This is a genomic window from Rhodococcus sp. OK519 (assembly GCF_003051005.1).
Lineage (GTDB): Bacteria > Actinomycetota > Actinomycetes > Mycobacteriales > Mycobacteriaceae > Prescottella.
Genome location: NZ_QAOW01000001.1, coordinates 979,761 through 1,004,765, shown reverse-complemented (window position 1 = coordinate 1,004,765; position 25,005 = coordinate 979,761). Strand labels below are relative to the sequence as shown.

Here is a 25,005-nt window from a genome sequence, read left to right as displayed (position 1 = left end):
CGCTACCGTGGCGCCATGACTGCCGTTTCACGGATCGACCGAGTCCGCCTGGGCGAATTGACCTTCGACGTCACCGTCTCCGGACCGGACGACGGCACCCCGATCGTCCTGCTCCACGGGTTCCCCGAAAGCGCGGCCGCGTGGCGACCGGTGACACCGCGTCTGATCGGCGCGGGCCTGCGCGTGATCGCGCCCAACCAGCGCGGCTACTCCCCCGACGCCCGGCCCGAAATTGTCGAGGAATACCGCTTCGACCGCCTCGTCGGCGACGTCGTCGGCCTGCTCGACGCGTACGGTCTCGACTCGGCGCACCTGGTGGGCCACGACTGGGGCGCCGCCGTCGCTTGGCAGGTCGCGGGCACTCACCCGGACCGTGTCCGCAGTCTCACCGCCGTCTCCGTGCCGCACCCGGCGGCGTTCGGATGGGCGCTGCGCGAGGACGCCGATCAGCAGCGACGATCCGGCTATATCGGGCTGCTCCGACAGGAGGGGAAGGCCGAAACCGTTCTGCTCGATAATGACTCGCGGCGGCTGCGCGCCATGTTCGGCGACGGCAACGATCCCGAACTGATCGACGAGCACGTCCGTCTGCTGTCGCAGCCGGGCGCCCTGACCGCCGCGATGAACTGGTACCGGGCGATGACCCGCGAGTTCAACAACCTGCCGTCCGTCCGGGTGCCGACGACCTACGTGTGGAGCACCGCAGACCCGGCACTCGGACCCGCTGGCGCCAAGCGGTGCGCCGAGTTCGTGGACGCGCCTTACCGTTTCGTCGTGCTCGACGGCGCGAGCCACTGGATTCCCGAGGAGAACCCGGACGCGCTGGCCGACGCGGTCCTCGCGCGCGTGGCGCAGAGTTGACTCGCTGTCACGCGCGGAGCAACACCTCGAGTTCGTCGACGACGGCGTCGAGCGGCGCCGACGTGCCCTGCGCCTGGGCCATCACGAGCGCGCCCTCGAGCGCACTGACGACCAGCACGGACAGCGACACCGACCGTTCCTTCGGAACCCCGTCGTCGACGAGGCTCGCGGAGATCAGGGCACACCACTCGGTGAACGTCACTCCGGCGACCTCACGCGCGCCCCGCTCGGTGCCCAGTGCTGCTGCCACGATGGGGCATCCGGCCTCGTAGTCGGTGGCCTCGAGGCCCCGGCGCCACAGGTCGACGAGCGCCCGCAGCGCCGAGACGGTGTCGCCGGAATCGAGCACCCGCGCCACGCCTCGCCCCAGGTAGGCCGCCGCGGACCGGGTGGCCTCCTCGACGAGTTGCGACTTGCCACCGGGGAAGTGGTGGTAGATCGAGCCGCGAGGGGCGCCGCTGCGCGCGAGGACGTCGGCGAACGAGGTCGCCGCCACGCCCTGCTCGCGGATCAAGGCGACGGCGCTGTCGATCATCGCCGCGCGGGGCCCGCCCGCGGGATCCTGCCGCCTCGCCATGTCGTCGCCCTTCCGCCGTCGTCGGTTGCCCAGTGGTTCTATGTATGTTGTCATACTTAGAATCGGATCGTCACCCGTCAGGAGTTGTCGTGACCCAGATCGTCGCACCTACGCACCCGTTCGACGCAGCCGTCGAACTGTCCCCCGAATTGGGCGCGCCCGGCGTCTTTCTGGGCCACACCTCACCCGCATACGCGAACATGGTGGGCCCGTTCGGCGGCATCACTGCCGCGACCCTCCTGCGGGCGGTCCTCCGGCATCCCGAACGCCTCGGCGATCCACTCTCGCTGACCGTCAACTTCGCGGGCCCGATCGCCGACGGCGAGTTCGAGATCTCGGCGCGCCCCACCCGCACCAATCGGTCGACCCAGCACTGGAGCATCGAACTCGCACAGGACGGCGCCGTCACCACGACGGCCACCGCGGTATTCGGCATCCGACGCGAGACGTGGGCGTCCACCGAGATCACTGCACCGGCGGCGCCGCCCGCCGACGACGTTGCCGCCCAATCGTTCCCCGACTTCATCGCGTGGGCCCGCAACTACGACCTGCGCTTCGTCGAGGGCGCGGTTCCCGAACCCGAGGCGGGCGCGCAGCCGGGTTCGACCAGCACACTGTGGGTGCGCGACAACCCGCCGCGCCCGCTCGACTTCCCGGCACTGACGGCGCTGTGCGACGTCTTCTATCCGCGCGCGTTCCTGCGCCTGGGCCGCTACCTGGCCGCCGGCACGGTGTCGTTCACCGTCTACTTCCACGCCGATGCCACGCTCCTCGCGGCGCAGGCCGACGACGCAGTCCTGGGCACGGCCCGCGCGCAGCGATTCGGGAAGGGCTACTTCGACCAGTCCGCCGAGATCTGGGGCCGCGACGGAGCCCTGCTCGCCACGACGCACCAGTTGGTCTACTTCAAGGACTGAACCCGACGTATCCGGTCAGCCGGCGACGGATTCGGCAGAGTCCCGCTCGGGCGCACGCACCGCGAGCAGCGCGGCGAGGCCGACGGCGAGAACGACGAGCAATCCGACGATGCCGGCCCGGTCGGCGCCGAACCACCATGCGAAGAAGCCGAACAGGGTGGGGGCGAGAAAAGACACCGCCCGACCGGTGGTGGCATAGAGGCCGAACAACTGGCCTTCCCGGCCGGGTGGGGTGATGCGCGCGAGGAAGGTGCGCGACGAGGACTGCGCCGGCCCCACGAACAGGCACAGCAGGAGTCCGAAGATCCAGAACATGAGCGTGCCCGAGACCGCGATGAGCGCGATGCCGACGAGGATCATCGCTGCCAGCGATCCGGCGATGACGATCTTGGGCCCGATGCGGTCGTCGACGCGGCCGGCCACGATCGCACCGAGCGCGGCCACGACGTTGGCGGCGACACCGAACAGCAGGACACTGTCCGACGCCATCCCGTACACGTTGACGGCGAGCACGGCGCCGAAGGTGAACACCCCGGCGAGGCCGTCGCGGAACAGTGCGCTCGCGATCAGGAACGAGACGGTCCGGCGGTCGGCCGCCCACAGATCCTTCAGGTCCCGCCACAGGACGCGGTACGACTCGACGAATCCCGCTTTCGCGGCGCCGGGATCGGCTGCCGTGCGCGGCAGTTCGGGCACCGAGAAGAGCACCGGCAGGGCGAACACCGCGAACCACACCGCCGCCAGGAGCGCGACCAACCTGATGTTGAGGCCGCCGTCGGTGCTCAGGCCCAGCAGTCCTCGGCTGTCACCGTCGCCCGCGATGAACCCGAAATAGCACACCAGCAGCAGGACGATGCCACCGAAATAGCCCATGGCCCAGCCAAACCCGGACACCCGGCCGATGTTCTCGGGCGTGGACACCTGCCGCATCATCGCGTTGTACGGCACGCCGGCGAGTTCGAAGATCACCGAACCGATGCCGAGCAGCACCAACCCGAGCCACAGATAGTGGTAATCGTCGACGACGAGGAACATCGCGGCCATGGTCGCGACGGTCAGGAACGTGAGGATCGCGAGGGATCGTTTGCGACGACCGGCGGCATCGAATCGCTGACCGCTGACCGGCGCGAGAACGGCGATGAAGAAGCCTGCGATGCCGAGCGACCACCCGAGCCAAGTGCTCGCCGAGATCGATCCCGGAAGATCGTCGCCCACCGCATCGGTGAGATAGACCGAGAAGACGAACGTGACGATGACGGCATTGAACGCCGCCGAACCCCAGTCCCACAGGCCCCACGCGGCGACCTGGCGACGCGTCGCCGCCTGCCCGATGCCGGCGTGCCCAACCACTTCGGTGCTCATGGCGGCGAGCCTACGGAGTCGAGCGAGCGCGGACGGGTGCCACACTCGCGCGTCGCTCGAATTCGCAGCGGCCGTGAGACGTCATTCAAATCCACACTTCTATCAAATTTATCGATCCATTTCAATTTCGCGATACGAAATTCAGTCGACAATTTGTTGCGTGTTACACTCCCTGGCGACTGATGGGAATGCGTCGACGAACCTGCGCACACGTGCGCAGATGCCCGATCCGGAACACGTCGACCCTCGTGAACCGACGCAGAATTCGCGCGTCCGGTGCACATCCGCAGCACCGTCGACGCGGGCAACTCGCGCGCCGACGACGCTGCGTGCCGCCAAGGCCCCGTCGGTCCACGAGCCGTGTCGAGGGACATGACCCACTCGCGCCGAACAGCTTTCGTGTTCACGGGAGTGGCCACCACGGCGCCGCTGCGTCGACACGCCTACCGCCGTCGAGCTGCGCGGACGCCCCTCGACCTCCCCTGCTCGCATCACGAATTCGCGAACCGAAATCTCGCGAATAAATGTCAAGGAGGTAAGAATGGACGCTCCCGAACTCGTCCAATTCAGCGCCGTGGCGATTATTCTGCTACTAGCATTCTTCTACGGCGGGACATTTCTCATCTCGCTTCGCATCGGTAGGCGAAAGGAGAATGCCGACAACTTCATGACGGCCGGCAACCAGGTGGGTTTCGGCATCTCCGCTGCCAGCATGACCGCCACCTGGATCTGGGCGTCGTCGATGTACGCGTCGGCCACGTCGGGGTACACGTACGGAATCTCCGGGCCCATCCACTACGGCTTGTGGGGCGCTCTGATGATCCTGTTCATCTATCCCTTCGGCCGACGGATCCGAAAGTTGGCACCGCGAGCGCACACACTCGCCGAGATCATGTACGCCCGGCACGGGCGGTCCAGCCAGCTGATGCTGGCGGGCTCGAACGTCGTCGGCAGCCTCATCAGCCTGATGTCGAACTTCATCGCGGGCGGCGTGCTGATCTCCCTGCTGTCGCCGCTCAACTTCATCCAAGGAGTCCTGATCATCGCGGGCGGCGTGCTGCTGTACACGCTGTGGTCCGGCTTCCGGGCCTCCGTCCTGACGGACGTGATCCAGCTGCTCGGCATGCTGGGTGCCGTCGCGATCCTGATCCCGATCGTCTTCTTCGCCGCGGGATTCCCGGCGGCTTTCGAGACCGGTGCCGCCAATCTGACGCCCGCGCAGGGAAACTTCTTCTCGAGTGAGGCGTTCTTCAACCAGGGCGCCCCGTACATCGCCGCCGTTCTCGCCTACGCGATCGGCAACCAGACGATCGCCCAACGATTGTTCGCCGTCCGCGAGGACCTCATCAAGCCCACCTTCGTCACCGCGGCCGTCGGATACGGCTCGACGGTGATCGGCATCGGCATGTTCGGCGTGCTCGCGCTGTATCTCGGCCTCGAACCGCTCGACGGCGACATCAACAACCTCATCCCGCAGATGGCCGGCTCCTACCTTCCGGCCGCGCTGGTCGCACTGTTCTTCCTCCTGATCCTCGGAGCGCTGTCCTCCACCGCCGATTCCGATCTGGCCGCGCTGTCCTCCATCGTGATGACCGACGGCTACGGGCACACCGTGGCCGGGCGGGCGAAGGCCGATCCGCGCCGGATGCTGCTCGTCGGCCGGGCGACGATGATCGTCGCGACCGCGTTGGCCGTGACATTCGCGAGTATGCGGCTGAACATTCTCGACCTCTTGGTCTTCGTCGGAGCCCTGTGGGGCGCACTGGTTTTCCCGGTGATCGCGAGCTTCTACTGGAACAAGGTCTCCAACAAGGCGTTCACGGTGTCGACGATCGCCGCAGTGGCGGCGTTCCTGCCGGTGCGCTTCGGGTGGGTCCCCGCCGACGGCGCGAGCGGATTCCTCATCGACGTCGCGTCGGTGGTCGGCGTCGGCGTGGTACTCGGCCTGATGGCGTTCGGCTTCTTCGGGCTTCGCGTCGCGAAGATCGTCGGGTTGGCCGCGATCGTGATCGTCGCACCGTTCGGGATCGGCTTCCTCCACGACTACGCGACGCTGAGCGGCTCGCTCGTCGCGTACGCCGTGAGCACCGTGGTCTGTTACGCGATGTCGGTACGCAACCCCGACTCGTTCGACTTCACGACCATCGAGCAGCAGGTCGGCGACTTCGACCGCGTGGAGCCTGCTTCACCCACGACCCGACCCGACGACATCAGGAGTACCCGTTGAACACCGTCTTGCTGACCGCCTACGTCCTGATCTGGCCGATCCTCGTCGCCGCGACGCTGTTCGTCATCACCCGTGGCGCCGCCCGCGAGTGGATCACTGCCCGCAGGAACGGCGAGAACCTGGTCTGACGCGCTTCGATGCGCACGAGAGGCCCGGACCGCGCGGTCCGGGCCTCTCTCTATTCACACAATTGCATATACACCTCGTTGCATACAGAATGGAGGGATGGCACTCGAACATGCGATCCTCGTGTCCCTCAGCGAGCAGTCCGGCTCGGGGTACGAACTCGCGCGCCGGTTCGACAAGTCGATCGGCTTCTTCTGGAGCGCCACCCATCAGCAGATCTACCGCGTCCTCAAGCGGATGGACGACGCCGGTTGGGTCACGGGCGAATCGATCGCACAGGACGGCCGCCCGGACAAGAAGGTGTACCGAGTGTCGAGCTCCGGACGAGCCGAACTGGCCCGCTGGATCGACGAGCCCACCGAGCCGGGGCACCTGCGCAACGAACTCGCCGTGAAGATCCGCGGCGCCTCGTACGGAGACATGGCGTCGCTGCTCGCCGAGGTACGACGGCACCGCGACGAGCACGCCGCACGCCTGGACCTGTACCGCCGCATCGCACAGAACGACTTCCCCGAGTCCCGTCGCCGCACCGGACGCGTCCTGCACCAGTACCTCGTCCTACGCGGCGGCATCCGCGTGGAGCAGGGTTTCACCGACTGGTGCAACGAGGTGCTGGACGCTCTGACCGACGACGCGTCCCCGGAGACCTCCTGACCCGACCGAAAGGCCCGTCATGACTTCCTCTTTCCCCCTCCTACTGTCACCGCTCGATCTCGGCTTCACGACGCTGAAGAACCGCGTGATCATGGGTTCGATGCACACGGGTCTCGAGGACCGCGCCAAGAACACCGCGCGCCTGGCCGAGTTCTATGCCGAACGTGCGCGTGGCGGAGTGGGACTGATCGTCACCGGCGGCTACGCCCCCAACCGCACCGGGTGGCTGCTGCCGTTCGGTGCCAAGCTCACCAACCGATTCGAGTCCCGCCGCCACCGCACCATCACCAAGGCGGTGCACGACGCAGGCGGCAAGATCGCGCTGCAGATCCTGCACGCGGGCCGATACAGCTATCAACCGTTCAGCGTGAGTGCGTCGTCGATCAAGGCCCCCATCAATCCGTTTCGCCCACGGCGACTGACCGGTCGTGGGGTCCGCCGGCAGATCCGCAACTTCGTGCGCTGTGCGCGCCTGGCCCGCTCCGCCGGCTACGACGGCGTCGAGATCATGGGCGGCGAGGGCTACTTCATCAACCAGTTCCTGGCCGAGCGGACGAACAAGCGCACCGACGAGTGGGGTGGCGCCCCCCAGAAGCGCCGCCGCATCGCCGTCGAGATCGTGCGACGGACCCGCGCCGCGGTGGGGCCGGACTTCGTCATCCTGTTCCGGCTGTCGATGGCCGACCTGGTGGAGGGCGGACAGAGCTGGGACGAGATCGTCTCCCTCGCACAGGAAGTCGAATTCGCCGGGGCCACCATCATCAACACCGACATCGGCTGGCACGAGTCCCGGGTGCCGACCATCGTGACGTCGGTGCCGCGCGCCGCGTTCGTCGACATCACCGAGAAACTCGCCAAGCACGTGTCGATTCCGGTCGTGGCGTCGAACCGCATCAACATGCCCGAGACGGCCGAGGAGATCCTCACCCGCGGTGACGCGCAACTGATCTCGATGGCTCGGCCGATGCTCGCCGACCCGATGTGGGTCCGCAAGGCCGCCGCCGGAGCGCCCGACGAGATCAACACCTGCATCGCCTGCAACCAGGCCTGCCTCGATCACGCGTTCGTGAACAAGCACGTCTCGTGCCTGCTCAACCCGCGCGCGGGTCGCGAGACGGAGTTGACGCTGCTGCCCACGCGCCGCAAGAAGTCCCTCGCCGTCGTCGGCGCCGGCCCCGCGGGCCTGTCCGCCGCATTGAACCTCGCGCAGCGCGGGCACTCCGTCACGCTGTTCGAAGGCCGAGACGAGATCGGCGGCCAGTTCGGGATTGCACAGAAGATCCCCGGCAAGGAGGAGTTCGCCGAGACCGTCCGCTACTACCGGCATCAACTCGCGCTGGCGGGCGTCGACGTGCGTCTCGGCACCCGCATCGCCGCCGCGGACCTGGTCGACGGCGGCTACGACGAGGTCGTCATCGCGACCGGCGTCACCCCGCGGGTGCCCGACATCCCCGGCATCGACCACCCGAAGGTGTTGTCGTACGCCGAGGTGGTCCGTGACGGCCGACCGGTCGGCACGTCCGTCGCGGTGATCGGCGCGGGCGGCATCGGCGTCGACGTGAGCGAGTTCCTGACCCACGAGCACTCCCCCACCCTCGACCTGGAGGAGTGGAAGCAGGAGTGGGGCGTCACCGACCCCGAATCGGCACCGGGCGCGCTCACCACGCCGCAGCCGTCCCCGTCTCCGCGCGAGGTGTTCCTGCTGCAGCGCAAGGCGGGCCGGATCGGCTCCGGGCTGGCCAAGACCACCGGCTGGGTGCATCGAGCCGCGCTGAAGGCCAAGGGCGTCGAGGAACTGTCCGGCGTCAACTACGAACGGATCGACGATGCCGGCCTGCACATCAGCTTCGGCGAGAAGCGGGAGCGGCCGCGAATGCTGAATGTGGACACCGTCGTGATCTGCGCCGGCCAGGAGTCGGTGCGCGACCTCGTGGACGACCTCACGGTCGCCGGCGTCACCACCCACGTGATCGGAGGCGCCGACGTCGCCGCCGAACTCGACGCCAAACGCGCGATAGAGCAGGGCACCCGGCTGGCAGCGAGCATCTGAGCGCATGACCACGACGAATCCGGACACCGACTACGCTGCATTCTCGTGAGCCTGCCGAATCCCAACCCTGACGCCCGCGCGGTCGTGACCGGCGCTTCCTCCGGTATCGGTGAGGCGCTTGCCGCCGAACTGGCCGCGCGCGGACACTCGCTGATCCTCGTCGCCCGTCGCGGCGACGTGATGGAAAAGCTCGCCGCCCAGCTGCGGGAGAAGTACGGCGTGGAGGTCGAGGTCCGCGCCGTGGACCTGTCCGACCGCGACGGCCGCGGGCCGCTGGTCGCCGAGCTGGCCGAGCGGGAGATCTCGATCCTGTGCAACAACGCGGGCATCGCGACGTTCGGACCGGTCGCCGAGCTGGACCCGTCGTACGAGCGCGACCAGGTCGAGCTCAACTCCGTCGCCGTGCACGACCTGACGCTGGCCGTCCTGCCCGGCATGGTCGCCCGCAAGTCGGGTGCCATCCTCATGGTCGGCTCGGCCGCCGGCAACATGCCGATCCCCAACAATGCGACCTACGCCGCAACCAAGGCGTTCGTGAACACGTTCTCCGAGTCACTGCGCGGCGAACTGAAGGGCAGCGGCGTCAACGTCACGCTCCTCGCTCCCGGCCCGGTGCGCACCGAGACGCCCGATCCGGCCGAGGCGTCGATCGTCGACAAGCTCGTCCCGGACTTCCTGTGGATCTCGAGCGAGTACGTCGCCAAGGTCTCACTGGACGCGCTCGCGGAGAACAAGATGCGGATCGTCCCCGGCATTCTCAGCAAGGGCATGTCGGTGGCGGGGCAGTACAGCCCGCGTGCCGTCATCGCTCCCATCGTCGGCACGTTCTACCGGAAGCTGGGCGGCTGACCGCTCCGTCAACCGTGCGTCAGGGCTTCGGCTCGCGCCGTCAAGCAGACGTAAGGACGACGCTCGACGGTGCCGTTCCGGCGTAGTCCTGAAGGTGAACCCGCTCCGACCGGATCGCGGGCACCTTCAGGAGACGCCGGTGACCCTGCTCGAGATCTTCCCCTCCCTGCGCGCCGCGATGGCCCCGCGTCTCGACCCCGCGGTCTGGCCGATCACCACGGGCCACGACGATCGCGGTCGTATCCGTGTGGGCGGTGTGGCCCTCGACGACATCGCCGACCAGTACGGAACGCCCACGTACGTGTTGGACGAGGACGACGTGCGCCACCGGTGCCACGCGTACCGGACGGCGTTCCCCGAGGCCGAGATCGCCTATGCGGCCAAGGCTCTGCTGATCCGCGCCGTCGCCGACTGGGTGACACGCGAGGGACTCTCACTCGACGTCTGTTCCGACGGAGAGCTTGCGGTCGCACTGTCGGCCGGTGTCGATCCGGGCCGAATCATTCTGCACGGCAACGCGAAGCCCGCGGCGGAACTCCGCGCAGCCGTGAGCGCAGGAGTCGGGCGGATCGTCGTCGACTCGCACACGGAGATCCGTCTGCTCTCCTCCCTCGCGCAGCGCCGGCAGAAGGTGCTGGTGCGCGCGACCCCGGGCATCGACATCCACGGACACTCGGCCGTCACGACCGGAATCGACGACCAGAAGTTCGGGTTCCCGCTCACCGACGGACATCTGGACGCCGCCGTTCGCCTCGTGCTCGAGCAGCCGAACCTCGAACTGGTCGGCCTGCACTGCCACCTCGGCTCCCAGATCAGCGACAGCAGCCTCTTCGCGACGGCAGTCGAGCGGATCGTCGCCCAGATGGGCCGGATCCGGCGAGAGCACGGGGTGATCCTCACCCACCTGAACCTGGGCGGCGGCCATGCCGTCCCGTACCTTCCCGGCGATCCGGAACTCGACCTCACCGGACTCGCCCGCGTCGTCGACGACGCCCTCGACGATGCCTGCGCCCGCAACCGGTTTCCGCGCCCGGCCCTCACCCTCGAGCCCGGTCGCGCGATCGTCGCACGGGCCGGCGTCACGCTCTATCGAGTCCTCTCGATCAAGACCGTGCGCGACGGCCGGACGTTCGTCGCCGTCGACGGCGGCATGAGCGACAATCCGCGGGTCGCGCTGTACGGCGCGCGCTACGACATTGCGGTCGCGAACCGGCACCCCACCGGCGCCCACACCGCGATGACCGTCGTGGGACGGCACTGCGAGGCCGGCGACGTCATTGCCCGCGACGTACTGCTCCCCACCGACCTGCATCCCGGCGACGTCCTCGCGGTGCCGTGCACGGGCGCGTATCACCACAGCCTCTCGTCGTCCTACAACGCAGTGGGAAGACCGCCGGTGGTGGCGGCGCGAGACGGGCGCACGCGCCAGCTGATCAGGAGGGAGACCGTAGCCGATCTGATGGCACGCGAGGCAGGACTATAACCCGGTTCCAGTGAGTGAGACCGGACACACAGAAACAGACCGCCTGGACAGATAGTGATGCGCACCACAACATCACCATCCAGCCTGGAGGACCCCTGTGAAGACCCGCGCCGCCGTAATCACCGAAGCGCCCGGCACCTACAAGGTGGTCGACCTCGAACTCGAAGGTCCCCGCCAGAACGAGCTCACCGTCAAGATGGTCGCGTCGGGTCTGTGCCATTCGGACGACCACATCGCCAAGGGTGACCACGGCGTGGGCCGCTATCCGATCTGCGGCGGCCACGAGGGCGCGGGCATCGTCGTCGAGGTCGGGCCGCACACCGTCGGCTGGGAGGTCGGCGACCACGTCATCTTCTCGTTCCTCGCCGGCTGCGGCCGTTGCCGCTGGTGCGCCAAGGGCCTGCAGAACCTCTGCGACCGCGGCGCCGCCATCATGACCGGCGGGCGCCCCGACGATCCGAACAGCTACCGCCTGACGCTCGACGGGGCGCCGGTCGCGCAGACCTGCGGACTCGGCACCTTCAGCGAATACACCACGGTCAGTATCGATTCCGCAGTGAAGGTCGACAAGGATCTTCCGCTCGAATCGCTGTGCCTGCTGGGCTGCGGCGTCGGCACCGGATGGGGTGCTGCGGTCAACTCCGCCGAGGTGTACCCCGGCCACACCGTCATCGTCATGGGCATCGGCGGCATCGGCATCAACGCCGTCCAAGGCGCGGCGCATGCGGGAGCATCGCACATCATCGCCGTCGATCCCATCGAGTTCAAGCGCAACGCCGCCCTCGAGTTCGGGGCCACCCACGCGGTCGCGACGATGGAGGAGGCGACCGAGATCGCGCGGTCCTTCACCAATGGGCAGGGCGCCGACGCCGCGATCGTCACGGTCGGTGTCACGACGGGCGAGCATGTCGCGCAGGCGTTCTCGTCGATCCGCAAGGCCGGCACGTGCGTCGTCACAGGCCTCGGCAAGATGGAGGACGTCGGGCTGCCCATCAGCCTCCTCGAGCTGACGCTGTACCAGAAGCGCATCCAGGGATCCCTGTTCGGCGCCTCCGCCCCGAGCGCCGACATCCCGTGGATGGTCGAGATGTACCGCGCGGGCAAGCTCGAACTCGACAAGCTCGTCACCACCACGTACACGCTCGACAACATCGCACAGGGCTTCATCGACATGCACGAGGGCAAGAACATCCGCGGCGTCGTGCTGTTCGACTGACGCCCGCGGGTACCGGGCGCGCGGTCGGCGCGTCAGCGCTTTCGCCTGCGCCCGGTACCGAAGATGCTCCGTGAGATCTCCCGCCCTGCGGCGGACGCCGCCGAGCGCAGGAAACTCTTGACCGCAGGATTTCCGAGTACCTGCTCCGCCATGCTCGGCCCTTCCGGAGCGGGGGCCGGAGGCGGCGGCAGGTCGGGAAGATCCGGCAGCGGCGGCACGTCCAGCGTCGGGTCGGTGTCGGGCGCGCCCGACACCTTGGCGGTCAACAGTTCGTAGGCCGACTCCCGGTCGATCGTCTGGCCGTACTTCGCCTGCAGCGTGCTCGACGCGGCGGCGCGGCGGATCCCGGCGTCACCGATCGTGTCCATGCGGGACCGCGGCGGCCGCATCCGGGTCCACGCGACCGGTGTCGGAGCACCCTTCTCCGACAGGACCGTGACGACCGCCTCGCCCGTCCCCAGCGACGTCAATGCCTTCTCGAGGTCGTAGTGCTCGGTCGTCGGATACGTGCGGACCGTCTTGGTGAGCGCCTTCTGATCGTCGGGAGTGAACGCGCGCAGCGCGTGCTGCACCCGCGCGCCCAGCTGCGAGAGCACGGCATTGGGCACGTCCGTCGGCAACTGCGTGCAGAAGAACACGCCGACGCCCTTGGAGCGGATCAGCTTCACCGTCTGCTCCACCTGCGCCAGGAAGGCCTTCGACGCATCCGCGAACAACAGGTGGGCTTCGTCGAAGACGAACACGAGTTTGGGCTTGTCGAGATCACCTGCCTCGGGCAGCGTCTGGAACAGATCGGCGAGCACCCACATAAGGAACGTCGAGAACATCACCGGACGCGCCGCCTGAGCGCCGAGTTCGAACAGCGTCACGACGCCGCGGCCATCGTCGGCGACGCGGAGCAGGTCCTCCGTCTCGAACTCGGGCTCACCGAAGAACGTGTCGCCGCCGTCCGCTTCGAGATTCACCAGCGCGCGCAGGATCACGCCCGCGGTGGCCGCCGACACTCCCCCGATGCCCTTCAGGTCGGCCTTGCCCTCGTCCGACGTCAGGTGCGTGATCACCGCCCGCAGGTCCTTCAGATCCAGCAGGGCCAGCCCACGCGTGTCGGCCCAATGGAAGATCAGCCCGAGCGTCGACTCCTGCGTCCCGTTGAGCCCGAGCACCTTGCTGAGCAGGATCGGACCGAAACTCGTTATCGTCGCGCGTACCGGGACGCCGATGCCGTCGGTGCCGAGTGAGACGAACTGGACGGGGAAACCCACCGGTGACCAATCCGGATCTCCGGTCTCCACCGCGCGCGCCGCGATCTTGTCGTTCGACTCTCCCGGCGCGGACAGTCCGGACAGATCACCCTTCACATCGGCCATGACGACGGGGACACCCGCGGTCGATAGCTGTTCGGCGATGCCCTGCAGCGTCTTCGTCTTGCCCGTGCCGGTAGCCCCGGCGATGAGCCCGTGACGATTGACGGTGGCGAGAGGAATGCGCACGCGCGCCGAGGGATCCACGACGCCGTCGACGACGACCGTCCCCAGTTCCAACGCCGCGCCATCCGACGCATAACCGGAGGCGATCTCTGCGGCAGCCTTCGCGATTCTCGACTTGTCCGCGGGCGACTGCACATCACCGGCGGCACTCGGATCAAGCGTCATGGCCGTCCTCCTCGAGCGCACTGCGTGAGGGAAGTTCTCCACCGTGGACAATATCGCGACCGCGCCTGACTACTGTGTTTCTCGTGCAAGACAAATTGGTATGGATCGATTGTGAAATGACGGGGCTGCGGCTCGGTTCGGACAAGCTCATCGAGATCGCGGCCCTCGTGACCGACAGCGACCTCAACATCCTGGGCGAAGGCGTGGACATCGTGATCCACGCCGACGACGCGGCGCTGGCGGACATGCCGGACATCGTGACCCAGATGCACGAGAAGTCGGGCCTCACCGAGGAGGTGCGCGCCTCGACGGTGACGCTCGCCGAGGCAGAGCAGCTGGTGCTCGCCTACATCCGGGAGCACGTCCCCGTCGCGGGCACGGTGCCCCTCGCCGGCAACTCGATCGCGACCGATCGAGGATTCATCGCCCGCGACATGCCCGAACTCGACGCCCACCTGCACTACCGCATGATCGACGTCAGCTCGATCAAGGAACTGTGCCGGCGCTGGTACCCCCGGATCTACTTCGGCCAGCCGGAGAAGGGCCTGTCGCACCGCGCGCTCGCGGACATCAAGGAATCGATCCGCGAACTGCAGTTCTACCGCCGGACCGCCTTCGTGGCCGATCCGGGTCCGTCGACCACCGAGATCGCGGCCGTCGTGAAGGAACTTGGACCCGCCTGACCAGGCGATTGGCCCTTTGCTCGATCAACAGGCTAATATTCATCTCGCTGAAGCAACCGGCCCCGCCGGAAGCGACAGTGATGGTGACTGTAGTTCAGTTGGTAGAGCACCAGGTTGTGATCCTGGCTGTCGCGGGTTCGAGTCCCGTCAGTCACCCGCAGAAAAGCCCCGGCATTCGCCGGGGCTTTTCTCGTTTCCGTCTCGTTTCCGGGCCCAGCCCATACACTTCGCCCGTCCAGTCGCCCGGCGGCAGCTGTCCGAGGCCGCCCACCCGCGCTCGACACCCCTCGCGTTTTGCGCACTTGTCGCGCTTCGGGAGGCCCGAGAAGCGCGATAAGTGCGCAAAACGCGAGGTAGAACAAGAAAAGTGACTCATTTCACTTTGTAGCTACCGGGCAGTAGCCGCAAAGCGCGCTGACCAGGAAAAACTCACAAGTCCCACTCAGTGAGACCTCGTATTAACCGAATGTTCATCCTCCCCCTACTGTGACGCGCAGCATCTTTGATGCAGGGCATGACATACGTCACTGTCCGCAGCCCCTCTTTTTACGAAGGAGTTTCACATGCCTCAGCTCGGTTCCTCCATGCCCGAAATCCGCGGCTACATCGGCATCGCCACCGGCCTCTTCAGCGGCATCGGCGCGGTGCTCGGTCTGGGCGCCCTCCTCGGCCTGCTCTGATTCGGTCCGGCCACAAGCCGGGACGAACGAGAGGAGCGGCCGACACCCCGATGGGTGTCGGCCGCTCCTCTTTTGTGCTGTGCGGGACAGATGCGGAAGGCCCTCCGTCCACGACCGAACGATCAGTCGAACAGCGTCGGTGAGTCTCCGTCATCACCGGCCGACTCGGATGCGGCCGCCGCAGCAGAACCCGGCTCCGCCTTGCGCACCACGGTCAGCGACGTCGTCCGCCTCGACAGTCGGTGGCTGTCCGCGTGTTCGAGGAGTGCCATACCGTGCCGAACCTCGAGCACGGTCCACGGGCCTGCATGCCCCGCAGCCTGAACGAGATCCCCGACTCCCACCGATTCCACGTTCAACTCCCGTTCCTTCGGACGATTCCGTCACACCCAGAATAATTGGCGGTCACGCGTTACCTGCGCGCCAGGTCTCCCACGGGATGTTCCAGTCGCCCAGGCCGTCGGTGCCCGACAGCGTTCCGCCGACGGTGTTCTCCACGATCACGATGTCGCCGCGCTTGGTGTTGTCGTAGATCCACTTCGCGTTCGACGGGCTCAGGTTCAGGCACCCATGACTCGTGTTGGTGCTGCCCTGTTCGTTCACGGACCACGGCGCCGAATGGAAGAAGATGCCGCTGTACGACATGCGTGTGGCCCAGTCGACGGGCGTGCGATAGCCGTCCGGCGAGGTCACCGGCACGCCGTAGGTGGACGAATCCATCACGAGGTGATCGAAGCGGTCCCCGATGATGTAGACGCCGTTGTCGGTGGGGGTGCTGTTCTTACCCATCGACGTCGGCATGGTCTTGACGTCCTTGCCGGCGACGTTCACGGTCACCTGCTTGGTGTCGTCGTCCGCGGTGATGACGACCGCGTCCCCGATCCGGAAGGACGAATGAACGTCTTCCTGACCGAACATGCCCTTGCCGAGATCGCGTCCGTAGACCTTGACGTCGACGGTTACCTGCGTGCCCGGTGCCCAGTAGTTCTGCGGGCGCCAGCGGACCTCGCGGTTGTTGAGCCAGTAGAAGGCTCCCTCGACCGGCGGAACCGTGACGACCCGGATGGCGTCCTCGGCCGCCTTGCGGTCCGGGATGTTCTCGTCGAACTGGACCGCGATGGGCTGACCGATCCCGACGACACTGCCGTCACCCGGCATCACATACGGCTTCGTGAGGTTGCCCGGCGCGCTCGTGGTGAACGTGAGCGTGGTGGAGGTCGAGCCGCCGAGTCCGTACGCGTCGGCCCGGAGCGTGTACTTGCGGTTGTAGCCGAGCGGATCGCCGTTGGTCCAGGACAGTCCGTCCGGGGCGATCGCCCCCTCGACGATCTGCCCGTCCGGGTTGCGCAGTTCGACCTCCACGAGGCGTCCGTCGGCGACCCGCACCGCTACCGGGTCGCCGGGAGAGAAGCCCAGGGAACCGTCGGTGACCGTCGTGGTGACCGTCGGCTTGATCAGCGAGAGGAGCGGATTCGAGTCGATGGGGGCGTCGGACGACGTCGATGCCCCCGCCGGCCCGGTCGCGATGGTGCACCCGGTGACGAGCATCACCATCCCCAGTGCTGCGGTCAGGGCCGCGACGACCACCGGAACCCTCGAGCGTCCGACTGCACCGCCGCGCCTGGGAACGACCCCGCGACCGATCTTCATGAAAACCCCACTTCACAACCACAACTGCCACGACACGCCCGCCTGGCGCATCCCCGCTCACGCGCCGAACCTCAACCGATCCGACGTCCCGCGCCACTGCATGATGCCAGCCGCGCGAGGCACTCCTCGGCGACGTGCCGGAGGGTCGAGTAACGGTCGAATACCAATCGTCACCTGGGCCGCAGTGGTTACAGTGGGACGGATTTGCTTTCGCCGGAAGCGGTCCGCTAATGTTCTCATCGCACCGAGCGAGGGACACCTCGCGAAGAGCAATGCGCCTATAGCTCAGTTGGTAGAGCAAGTGACTCTTAATCACTGGGTCCGGGGTTCGAGTCCCTGTGGGCGCACGCTAGTTCACTAGCAGCCGGTTCTCCGGCAAATGGGCATGCGCCTATAGCTCAGTTGGTAGAGCAAGTGACTCTTAATCACTGGGTCCGGGGTTCGAGTCCCTGTGGGCGCACCGAGAAGACCCCCGCACATTGTGCGGGGGTCTTTCTTCGTGTCCCGAGACTGGTGCGGGCACGAATGTCGAACGGGACACCAGGTGCACACCGCGAAGCGGAAGTGTGCCCCGATGTCCCGTTCGGATTCGGGTGCCGATCGATCAGCGGAAGATCTTGCGCAACACCAGGAGCCCGACGACGGCGCCGACTCCGATGAGTGCCGCCTTGACGGCGGGCTCGTTCAGCTTCGCGCGCACACTGTGCTTGGTGGTCTCCACGAGCCGCTTGGGATTGGTGCGGACAGCCAGTACGTCGAGTGTCTGCGCGAGCTGATTGCGGGCGTTCTCGATGTCCCGCTCGATGGCCTCGGTGTCCCTGGGCACGTGTCCTCCAACTGGTTCGAATGATCCGACTGTCATGCTGCCGTGCGGGTCACGCTACCGGCACAGCTCGACACAACCGTAGAGCAGAAGGCCGCCTGCGGCGCAGAGCGCACCCGACGTGCCCCTTCGGTAGCCTCACTCGCTGTGACCGACAACAGGCTTGCCCCCGGAGACATCGCCCCCGACTTCACGCTCCCCGACGCCGACGGCAACGAGGTGTCGCTGTCCGACTACCGCGGCCGCAAGGTGATCGTGTACTTCTACCCCGCCGCGAGCACGCCGGGCTGCACCAAGCAGGCATGCGACTTCCGCGACAGCCTCACCGAGCTGAACGAGGCCAGACTCGACGTGGTCGGGATCTCCCCCGACAAGCCGGCCAAGCTCGCGAAATTCCGGGACAACGAGGGCCTGACCTTCCCGCTGCTGTCGGATCCGGAGAAGACGACGCTCACCGCGTGGGGCGCCTTCGGCGAGAAGAAGATGTACGGCAAGGTCGTCCAGGGTGTCATCCGCTCGACGTTCCTCGTCGACGAGGACGGCAAGGTCGAGGTCGCCCAGTACAACGTGCGCGCGACCGGCCACGTGGCAAAGCTGCGGCGCGACCTGTCCGTCTGATTGTCGCGACCGCTACTTCCCCTGATCGCCGAGGCGCTGCAGGAACAGTGCCTCGGCGACGGCGAGGTTCTCGATCTCGGACGGATCGACACTCTCGTTCGGCGCATGGATGTGCGCCTGCGGTTCCTCGACGCCCATGAGCACGATCTCGGCGTCGGGGAACTGCTCACCGAGCACATTGCACAGGGGGATGGTCCCGCCCTGCCCGGCGACCGCGAGCGGGTGACCGTACGTGGTCTCGAGTGCCGCTTGTAGAGCCGCGAAGCCCGGGCCCGACATCTTCGCCTGGAACGGCGCTCCGACGGCCTCCCGCTCGACCCGTACGTGCGCTCCCCACGGGGCCGCACCCTCGAGGTGAGCGACGAGCGCGTCCTGGGCGCGCTGCGGGTCCATGCCAGGCGGCACGCGCAGATTGAGCCGCGCCGACGCCCGTGGCTGGATCGCCGCCGCCGACCCGACCACCGGGGGCGCGTCGATGCCGAGGATGGTGAGCGCGGGCCGTGCCCACACCGCGTCGGCCACCGTCCCGGACCCGGTGAGGCGAACCCCGTCGAGCACACCGGCGTCCTGCCTGAACTGCTGCTCCGGATACTGCGCGCCGTCCCAGTCCTGCGCGGTGTCGAGGCCGTCGACCACCGTGTTGCCGCCGTGGTCGCGCAACGTGGAGAGCATCTGGACGAGGGCCGCCAGAGCGTCCGGCGCCGATCCCCCGTACATGCCCGAGTGCAGTTCACCCTCGAGGGTCTCGACGTGCACCACGACGTTCGCGATCCCTCGCAGACTGGTGGTCACTGTCGGCTGACCGACCGCGACGTTGCCGGTGTCGGCGATCACCACGACGTCGGCGGAGAACAGCTCCGGGCGGTCCTGCACGAGGTCCTCGAGGCCACCTGTGCCCATCTCCTCCGAGCCCTCGGAGACGATCCGGATCCCGACCGGGAACGAGTCCCCCACCGACGCCAGCGCCCGCAGCGCCAGCAGATGCATCACGACGTTGCCCTTGCAGTCGGCGGCGCCCCGGCCGTACCAGCGGCCGTCCCGCTCGGTGAGCTCGAACGGCGGCGAGTGCCACAGTGCCTCGTCGCCGGCGGGCTGAATGTCGTAGTGGCTGTAGAGCAGAACCGTCGGCGCGCCCTCCGGCCCCGGCTGGTGACCGACGACCGCCTTCGACCCGTCGGACGTCTCGACCAGTTCAACGGTTCCGATGCCGACCGCGCGAAAGGCGTCGGCGACCCATCTCGCCGCGCCCGCGCACTGCTCCGGCGGCGCCTGGCGGGGGTCGGCGATGGAACGGAAGGTCACGAGCGTCGCGAGTTCGTCCCGTGCCGTCGGCATGAGCTGGCGGACCCGCGCGCGAATCCGGTCCGACTGTTCCACCACAGCAACCTCCACCTCTCGAGACGACCGATCCCACCCGAGCCTACGAGCCCCGGGCGGGTGTTCGTGAGGATCCCCGCGTTCCACTACCCGAGAGCGTCGGAGGGCAGCCACTCGGCGCCGAAGAGTTCGGCGATCGCCCCGAGCGTGCTCATGTCGCCGTCGACGGACGCGGCGGTCACCAGTAGGCGCTGCACCATCGTCGCGGCGGCCTGCTCCTCGATGGTGCCCTCGCTGTACAGGAGGAACCACGGGCACACCTGGTAGTCCCGGTGCGCGCGACCGACGGTCTGGCGTGCGGCGATGCCGGAGTACCGCGGCTGGTGGAAAAGCCCGACCCTCGGCGTCGCCGTCGCACGCGTCCCGTCCGACAGTTGTTCGTTCGCGTGCAGACTGATCGCCGTGGTCGTCGTGAACACGCAGACCGCTGCCTGCCCGCGCTGGAACCGCAGTCGTTCCTCCTCGGCGTCGGGCCGGCCGCCGAAGATCCGCGCGACGGCGATGCCGCGGGCCTCGAGCGCGTCCGCGATCGGCTCCGCCGCGGTGGAGACCATCTCGGCGGCCACGAGCACTTGATAGCCCCGCACGGCATATGCCGCAGCGAGGTCGACGGTGTGCGGGACACGGATCATCCCGGCCTTCTGACGGAACCGGAGCAATGCCGCCAGGCCGCGCGCGGTGTCGGATCCGGTACGGGCCAGACCCATTTCGCGCCGGAACTCGCCCCATTGCAGGTCGTACTGCTCCTGCTCGGCGAGCGTCAGCTCGACGCCGAGCCCATCGATCGGAGGCGGCCCCCAGGGAGAGTTCCGGTGGAGCATCAATGGTGGTTCGTGCTCGGTGAGCCAATTTCGCACGGTACTCACGGCCTCGGCCTGCAACGAGACCCGTTCCACGGCCTCCGCCGACCACTGCCAGGTGCCGAACTTGCGGGCCAGTGGAATTCCGGCACGCGCGAGTCTCGCTCCGAGATCGTCCCACTCGGACGGGTCTTCACCATGAATCTGAGCGAACAACGATGACATGTATCGCCATTCGCCGGGATGATGACCCGGCGTCGCGGTCACCGCGATGAGGAACGGCGCCTTGGCCGGTGGTGCGAGCATCCTCGTGATGCGGCGCATGTAGTCGGTGCGTTGCGAATCGTGCCGGAAATTCTGCGCCTCGTCCGCGATCACGACATCGAAGGAGAACTTGGGTCTGCCGTTGGCGGCGATCAGCTTCTTCAGCTGATCGGGCGAGAGGATCAGCCAGCGGTATCCACCGTCGCCGACCGCGGCGATCGTCGAACGCCACGACGGGACGGTGATCGCCGTCGGCCGGTCGACGATCACCAGCACACTCGTACCGGCGCGTTGGTCGAGCACTTCCCTGGCGCCCAGGACCGCGGAGATCGTCTTGCCCATTCCCACGTCGTCGAACAACGCCATGGCGCGCAACCCGTGACGTGCGGCCGTCGCGATGGCGCTGGCCGCCACGAGCTGCTCCGGCCGAGGCGTCTTGGGGGCCGAGGTCGCCGAGGGGCCCCGCGTCCCGTTGAAGTCGTCCTCGATCCACTGCTGATAGCTGTAGGGCTTGGCGGCGAACGGCACCAGCACTGCCGGAAGCTCGTGGCCGACGTAGACGTGGCAGCGCAGCTTCTTGTTCCATGCCGCGCCGGGAGCGCTGACGCGGTGGGGAACGTCGAGCATCCACACCCGCTCCCCCGGTTCGGGCACGGGGAGCGCCGGGGCGGGAGCAGTCTTGCGTGCGGTCTTCTTCGCCGGACGCCGGCGAGCGGTGCGGTCGGTCACGTCAGGATTCCGAGCCCGCGTCCTCGGCGGCGACCCCGGCGGCGTAGCCGGCGACGATACGTTCCACACCGTCCAGCAGAAGGCCCAGCGCGAACCAGAAGTCTGCGTCCTCCCAATCCACGTCGTCCCCTGCGAACGCACCGCCGTCGAGCGCCGCGGTGAGCGCAGGGAACCGGGTCGGCTCGATCACCCGCGGGAGAATGCTCGCGTAGTTGTCCGATTCGGCGTCCACGACGAGATCGACGGTGAATCGCGCCCGGCCGATGACGTGAACCGAGACGTTCAGCGCCACCTGCACCTTGAGCGCCTCGGGCAGCCCCGTCGAGGCGAGGCACCCGAGGGCGGCCTCGAGCCACGCGACGTTGTTGGGCCCTAGGGGCGCACCGTTGATCGGCAGACGCAGCCACCAGCGGTGCCGCATGAGGGCGTCGTACTCGGCGCGGGCCCACATCTCCAATCCATCCCGCCAGGACACGGTCGCGGGGATCTCCGGCGGGGCACCGATGACTCGGTCGGCGATCAACTCGAGCAGTTCGTCCTTGCTCTCGACGTAGCGGTACAGCGACATCGTGGTGAAGCCCAGCCGCTTCGCGACCCGCGCCATCGACAACGCGACGACACCCTCCTCGTCGGCGAGTTCGATGGCAGCGTCGAGGATCTCGTCGATGCTCAGGCCGCGCTTGGGCCCGCGCCGTCCGGCCTCCTCCAATCCCCATGCCAACTCCACGAATCGAGGCAGCGCCGTCTCCCCTGTGGTTTCCATCCGCGTCGTCGCTCCTGCCTGCCACTCCCGTAACTCTTGCGCTCATCCTAAAACTGCGTATGGTTTAAACAGTTGTGTACGTCATACACAGTTTTGGGGAGGGAACGCGAATGAATCCACGAACACCCGAACACGCCATCGCGGTGACGGGCCTGCGCAAGACGTTCGGCGAGCGAACCGTGCTCGACGGCGTCGATCTGCACGTGCCCGCCGGATCGGTGTTCGCACTGCTCGGGGCCAACGGCGCCGGCAAGACGACCACGGTGCGCGTGCTGTCCACACTGCTCCCCTTCGACGCCGGGGAGATCGAGGTCGCCGGCCACCGCCTGCCGTCCGACGCCCGTGCCGTCCGCGCGGACATCAGCGTCACCGGCCAGTACGCGTCCGTCGACAAGCTGCTGACGGGCCGCGAGAACCTCGTGTTGATGGGGGTGCTGCACCACCTCGGTCGCCGCACCGCGCGGGTCCGCGCCGACGAGCTACTGCGCCGATTCGACCTCGTCGACGCCGCGGATCGTCGGGCCGACACCTACTCGGGCGGGATGCGCCGGCGACTCGACCTCGCAATGAGCCTGGTCGCCCGGCCCACGGTGCTCTTCCTCGACGAGCCGACCACAGGACTCGATCCGCGCAGTCGCCGGGACATGTGGGAGATGGTGCGCGAGTTGGTCCGCGAAGGAACGACGATCCTGCTCACCACCCAGTACCTCGACGAGGCCGACGAGCTCGCCGATCGCATCGCCGTGCTCGACGGCGGACGGATCGTGGCCGAGGGGTCTTCGGCGGAGCTGAAGCGCCTCGTCCCCGGTGGACACGTCGAACTCAGACTCCACGACGCCGCCCAACTGGCCCGGGCGAGCGCCGCCCTGCCCGACGCCGGGATCGACCGCGGCACGATGATGCTGACGATCCCGACCGACGGCAGCATTCGCTCTCTCAAAGCACTGCTCGATCGCCTCGACGACCCGACGCTGTCCGTCGAGAGCTTTGCGCTGCACACCCCCGATCTCGACGACGTGTTCTTCGCGCTCACCGGAGCCGGACGGAAGGAAGCGGTCCGATGACGACTCTCACCACCGCACGCGACACCACGACCGTGATCGCGGATTCTTGGGCGATGTTGCGGCGCAATCTCACCCACATCACTCGCAGCCCGGACACGATGATCACCGCCGTGGCACTGCCGGTGATGCTGATGCTGCTGTTCGTGTACGTCTTCGGCGGGGCGATCGACACCGGCAGCTCCTACATCGACTACGTCGTGCCCGGCATCGTCCTGCTGTGCGCCGCATTCGGGTCCGCCACGACTGCCGTGAGCGTGTCCGCGGACATGACGGACGGCATCGTCGACCGCTTTCGGACGCTCCCGATCGCGCGTTCGGCGGTCCTCAACGGCCACGTGCTCGCGAGCGTCGTCCGCAATCTGATCACCGGCGCCATCGTCGTGGGCGTCGCGCTGCTGATGCGGTTCCGGCCGACGGCCGACCCGATGCGCTGGCTCGGGGTGATCGGCGTCGTCGCACTGTTCGTCTTCGCGCTGTCCTACCTGTCGACGGCTCTCGGGCTCCTCGCCGAGAACCCGGAGGCCGCCAACGGATTCACCTTCGTGATCCTGTTCCTCCCGTACGTGAGCAGCGCCTTCGTGCCGGCCGAGACGATGCCGACATCGTTGCGGTGGTTCGCGGAGAACCAACCCGTGACACCGATCATCGAGACGGTTCGCGGCCTGCTCATGGACACGCCGATCGGGAACAGCGCGTGGCTGGCCGTCGCCTGGTGCGTCGTCATCGCCGTGGTCGGGTACGCCGCCGCCACGGTGCTGTACCGCCGGCGCACCGCGAGGTAAGCGATACCGGAGGAAACACCAGAATGGGAACATCGTCGAATCCGAGCCCAAAGACCGATAACCTGTGGTCGTGGAGTCCACTACCAGCCGCCGTCCCCCTCGCCGGGTGGACCCCGCGCTGGAGGTCCAGAGCGACCCCCAGGAACTGATGCCGCGGAAACGTCCCACTCAGGAACGGAGCCGTCGCAAGTTCGACGCCTTGCTCAACGCGTCCCGCGAATTGCTCGTCGACGTCGGATTCGAGTCGTTCACGTGCGAGGAGGTCGCGGCACGCGCCGACGTCCCGATCGGCACGCTGTACCAGTTCTTCGCCAACAAGTACGTGATCGTGTGCGAGCTCAACCGGCAGGACCTGGTCGGCGTGCAGCAGGAACTCGAGACGTTCAACGGCGAGGTGCCGTCCCTGGACTGGCTGCGGTTCCTCAACAGTTTCGTCGACCACATGGCCGGGTTGTGGACGTCGGATCCGTCGCGGCGGGAGGTGTGGCTGGCGATGCAGTCGACGCCGTCCACCCGAGCCACCGGTGTCATCCACGAGAAGGCGCTCGCCGAGCAGATCTCGCTCATGCTCGCCCCGCTCACCCCGCACACACCGCGAGAGCGCCGCACGATGATGGCCGAGGTGCTCGTCCACGTCGTGTATTCGATGCTGAACTTCTCCGTGCAGGACGGGCAGAGCCACGCCGACGCGGTCTCCGAACTCAAGCGGCTGATGGTCGCGTATCTGCTTGTCGCCGAGAAGGAGGCGCGTACCACCGAGTGACGCAGATCAGGTCTCGGTGACGAGTGCCCGGGAGA

23 protein-coding genes and 3 tRNA genes are annotated in these 25,005 nt (G+C 67.5%); 17 read left to right on the top strand and 9 right to left on the bottom strand.

Features of this window, described 5'->3' with window-relative positions:
• Positions 1-15: 15 nt before the first annotated feature.
• Positions 16-861, top strand: coding sequence for an alpha/beta fold hydrolase (locus tag C8K36_RS04730; RefSeq protein ID WP_107983207.1), 846 nt, complete (start codon positions 16-18; stop codon positions 859-861).
• A gap of 7 nt (positions 862-868) precedes the next feature.
• On the opposite strand, the gene C8K36_RS04725 is transcribed toward C8K36_RS04730, so the two are convergent.
• Positions 869-1,438 carry a TetR/AcrR family transcriptional regulator gene (locus C8K36_RS04725; protein WP_107983206.1) on the bottom strand — a complete coding sequence of 190 codons (570 nt, stop codon included), beginning with the start codon at positions 1,436-1,438 and terminating at the stop codon, positions 869-871.
• An 89-nt stretch (positions 1,439-1,527) separates the two neighbouring features.
• Between C8K36_RS04725 and C8K36_RS04720 the strand changes: the two genes are divergently transcribed.
• Positions 1,528-2,355 carry an acyl-CoA thioesterase gene (locus C8K36_RS04720; protein WP_107983205.1) on the top strand — a complete coding sequence of 276 codons (828 nt, stop codon included), beginning with the start codon at positions 1,528-1,530 and terminating at the stop codon, positions 2,353-2,355.
• A gap of 15 nt (positions 2,356-2,370) precedes the next feature.
• Here C8K36_RS04720 and C8K36_RS04715 read toward each other — a convergent pair whose 3' ends face one another.
• Positions 2,371-3,717, bottom strand: coding sequence for an MFS transporter (locus tag C8K36_RS04715; protein WP_107983204.1), 1,347 nt, complete (start codon positions 3,715-3,717; stop codon positions 2,371-2,373).
• 541 nt (positions 3,718-4,258) lie between these two features.
• Here C8K36_RS04715 and C8K36_RS04710 point away from each other — a divergent pair.
• The 7 genes from C8K36_RS04710 (at position 4,259) to C8K36_RS04685 (ending at position 12,322) form a co-directional block, all read left to right on the top strand.
• Complete coding sequence (locus tag C8K36_RS04710) at positions 4,259-5,944, top strand: sodium:solute symporter family protein (protein ID WP_107983203.1); 1,686 nt, start codon at positions 4,259-4,261, stop codon at positions 5,942-5,944.
• The gene (locus tag C8K36_RS24975) at positions 5,941-6,072 is read left to right on the top strand and encodes a putative transporter small subunit (protein WP_219909986.1); all 132 of its coding nucleotides are present in this window, start codon (positions 5,941-5,943) and stop codon (positions 6,070-6,072) included. The genes C8K36_RS04710 and C8K36_RS24975 overlap by 4 nt, the downstream gene beginning before the upstream one ends.
• 97 nt (positions 6,073-6,169) lie before the next feature.
• Positions 6,170-6,724 (top strand): PadR family transcriptional regulator, encoded by a 555-nt coding sequence (locus tag C8K36_RS04705; protein ID WP_107983202.1) that lies wholly within the window; start codon positions 6,170-6,172, stop codon positions 6,722-6,724.
• A 19-nt stretch (positions 6,725-6,743) separates the two neighbouring features.
• Positions 6,744-8,774 (top strand): NADPH-dependent 2,4-dienoyl-CoA reductase, encoded by a 2,031-nt coding sequence (locus C8K36_RS04700; RefSeq protein WP_107983201.1) that lies wholly within the window; start codon positions 6,744-6,746, stop codon positions 8,772-8,774.
• Between the two features lie 45 nt (positions 8,775-8,819).
• Positions 8,820-9,623 carry a mycolate reductase gene (gene cmrA, locus C8K36_RS04695; RefSeq protein WP_107983200.1) on the top strand — a complete coding sequence of 268 codons (804 nt, stop codon included), beginning with the start codon at positions 8,820-8,822 and terminating at the stop codon, positions 9,621-9,623.
• A 139-nt stretch (positions 9,624-9,762) separates the two neighbouring features.
• Entirely contained in the window at positions 9,763-11,106 is a 1,344-nt protein-coding gene (lysA, locus tag C8K36_RS04690; protein WP_107983777.1) for a diaminopimelate decarboxylase, read from the top strand.
• A 97-nt stretch (positions 11,107-11,203) separates the two neighbouring features.
• Positions 11,204-12,322, top strand: a complete 1,119-nt coding sequence (locus C8K36_RS04685) for an NDMA-dependent alcohol dehydrogenase (RefSeq protein WP_107983199.1) — start codon at positions 11,204-11,206, stop codon at positions 12,320-12,322.
• Between the two features lie 32 nt (positions 12,323-12,354).
• Here the strand turns inward: C8K36_RS04685 and C8K36_RS04680 are convergent, their stop codons facing one another.
• Positions 12,355-13,974, bottom strand: coding sequence for a helicase HerA-like domain-containing protein (locus C8K36_RS04680; protein WP_107983198.1), 1,620 nt, complete (start codon positions 13,972-13,974; stop codon positions 12,355-12,357).
• A gap of 83 nt (positions 13,975-14,057) precedes the next feature.
• Here C8K36_RS04680 and orn point away from each other — a divergent pair, with 83 nt between their 5' ends.
• Positions 14,058-14,657, top strand: coding sequence for an oligoribonuclease (orn, locus tag C8K36_RS04675; protein ID WP_107983776.1), 600 nt, complete (start codon positions 14,058-14,060; stop codon positions 14,655-14,657).
• 83 nt (positions 14,658-14,740) lie between these two features.
• A tRNA-His gene (locus C8K36_RS04670) sits at positions 14,741-14,813 on the top strand.
• Positions 14,814-15,459: 646 nt separating this feature from the next.
• On the opposite strand, the gene C8K36_RS04665 is transcribed toward C8K36_RS04670, so the two are convergent.
• Together C8K36_RS04665 and C8K36_RS04660 are read right to left on the bottom strand one after the other, a co-directional pair.
• Entirely contained in the window at positions 15,460-15,690 is a 231-nt protein-coding gene (locus C8K36_RS04665; RefSeq protein ID WP_107983775.1) for a hypothetical protein, read from the bottom strand.
• Between the two features lie 52 nt (positions 15,691-15,742).
• Complete coding sequence (locus C8K36_RS04660) at positions 15,743-16,885, bottom strand: L,D-transpeptidase (protein ID WP_420910856.1); 1,143 nt, start codon at positions 16,883-16,885, stop codon at positions 15,743-15,745.
• Between the two features lie 376 nt (positions 16,886-17,261).
• Between C8K36_RS04660 and C8K36_RS04655 the strand changes: the two genes are divergently transcribed.
• A tRNA-Lys gene (locus tag C8K36_RS04655) sits at positions 17,262-17,334 on the top strand.
• 40 nt (positions 17,335-17,374) lie between these two features.
• Positions 17,375-17,447 (top strand) — tRNA-Lys (locus C8K36_RS04650).
• A 144-nt stretch (positions 17,448-17,591) separates the two neighbouring features.
• Here the strand turns inward: C8K36_RS04650 and C8K36_RS04645 are convergent.
• A complete protein-coding gene (locus C8K36_RS04645; RefSeq protein WP_107983197.1) occupies positions 17,592-17,813 on the bottom strand; it encodes a DUF3618 domain-containing protein in 222 nt (73 codons plus the stop codon).
• 144 nt (positions 17,814-17,957) lie between these two features.
• On the opposite strand from C8K36_RS04645, the gene bcp reads away from it, so the two are divergent.
• Positions 17,958-18,428, top strand: coding sequence for a thioredoxin-dependent thiol peroxidase (gene bcp, locus C8K36_RS04640; protein ID WP_107983196.1), 471 nt, complete (start codon positions 17,958-17,960; stop codon positions 18,426-18,428).
• Between the two features lie 12 nt (positions 18,429-18,440).
• On the opposite strand, the gene C8K36_RS04635 is transcribed toward bcp, so the two are convergent.
• The 3 genes from C8K36_RS04635 to C8K36_RS04625 form a co-directional block, all read right to left on the bottom strand.
• On the bottom strand, positions 18,441-19,808 hold the full coding sequence (locus C8K36_RS04635; RefSeq protein WP_258195029.1) for a dipeptidase: 1,368 nt from the start codon (positions 19,806-19,808) through the stop codon (positions 18,441-18,443).
• A gap of 83 nt (positions 19,809-19,891) precedes the next feature.
• Entirely contained in the window at positions 19,892-21,598 is a 1,707-nt protein-coding gene (locus C8K36_RS04630; protein ID WP_107983195.1) for a DEAD/DEAH box helicase family protein, read from the bottom strand.
• Position 21,599: 1 nt separating this feature from the next.
• On the bottom strand, positions 21,600-22,361 hold the full coding sequence (locus C8K36_RS04625; RefSeq protein WP_107983194.1) for a TetR/AcrR family transcriptional regulator: 762 nt from the start codon (positions 22,359-22,361) through the stop codon (positions 21,600-21,602).
• Positions 22,362-22,471: 110 nt separating this feature from the next.
• Here C8K36_RS04625 and C8K36_RS04620 point away from each other — a divergent pair, with 110 nt between their 5' ends.
• The 3 genes from C8K36_RS04620 (at position 22,472) to C8K36_RS04610 (ending at position 24,970) form a co-directional block, all read left to right on the top strand.
• Positions 22,472-23,425 (top strand): ATP-binding cassette domain-containing protein, encoded by a 954-nt coding sequence (locus tag C8K36_RS04620; RefSeq protein ID WP_107983193.1) that lies wholly within the window; start codon positions 22,472-22,474, stop codon positions 23,423-23,425.
• Complete coding sequence (locus tag C8K36_RS04615) at positions 23,422-24,207, top strand: ABC transporter permease (protein WP_107983192.1); 786 nt, start codon at positions 23,422-23,424, stop codon at positions 24,205-24,207. Before C8K36_RS04620 ends, C8K36_RS04615 begins: the two co-directional genes overlap by 4 nt.
• Positions 24,208-24,313: 106 nt before the next feature.
• Positions 24,314-24,970, top strand: coding sequence for a TetR/AcrR family transcriptional regulator (locus tag C8K36_RS04610; RefSeq protein WP_420910855.1), 657 nt, complete (start codon positions 24,314-24,316; stop codon positions 24,968-24,970).
• Positions 24,971-25,005 lie beyond the last annotated feature (35 nt).

Bases quoted from the DNA above. Each gene is read 5' to 3' on its own strand.
- C8K36_RS04730 (WP_107983207.1), top strand. From the start codon at position 16: ATGACTGCCGTTTCACGGATCGACCGAGTCCGCCTGGGCGAATTGACC.
- C8K36_RS04725 (WP_107983206.1), bottom strand. From the start codon at position 1,438: ATGGCGAGGCGGCAGGATCCCGCGGGCGGGCCCCGCGCGGCGATGATC.
- C8K36_RS04715 (WP_107983204.1), bottom strand. From the start codon at position 3,717: ATGAGCACCGAAGTGGTTGGGCACGCCGGCATCGGGCAGGCGGCGACG.
- C8K36_RS04710 (WP_107983203.1), top strand. From the start codon at position 4,259: ATGGACGCTCCCGAACTCGTCCAATTCAGCGCCGTGGCGATTATTCTG.
- C8K36_RS04705 (WP_107983202.1), top strand. From the start codon at position 6,170: ATGGCACTCGAACATGCGATCCTCGTGTCCCTCAGCGAGCAGTCCGGC.
- C8K36_RS04700 (WP_107983201.1), top strand. From the start codon at position 6,744: ATGACTTCCTCTTTCCCCCTCCTACTGTCACCGCTCGATCTCGGCTTC.
- C8K36_RS04680 (WP_107983198.1), bottom strand. From the start codon at position 13,974: ATGACGCTTGATCCGAGTGCCGCCGGTGATGTGCAGTCGCCCGCGGAC.
- C8K36_RS04660 (WP_420910856.1), bottom strand. From the start codon at position 16,885: ATGCTCGTCACCGGGTGCACCATCGCGACCGGGCCGGCGGGGGCATCG.
- C8K36_RS04625 (WP_107983194.1), bottom strand. From the start codon at position 22,361: ATGGAAACCACAGGGGAGACGGCGCTGCCTCGATTCGTGGAGTTGGCA.
- C8K36_RS04620 (WP_107983193.1), top strand. From the start codon at position 22,472: ATGAATCCACGAACACCCGAACACGCCATCGCGGTGACGGGCCTGCGC.
- C8K36_RS04615 (WP_107983192.1), top strand. From the start codon at position 23,422: ATGACGACTCTCACCACCGCACGCGACACCACGACCGTGATCGCGGAT.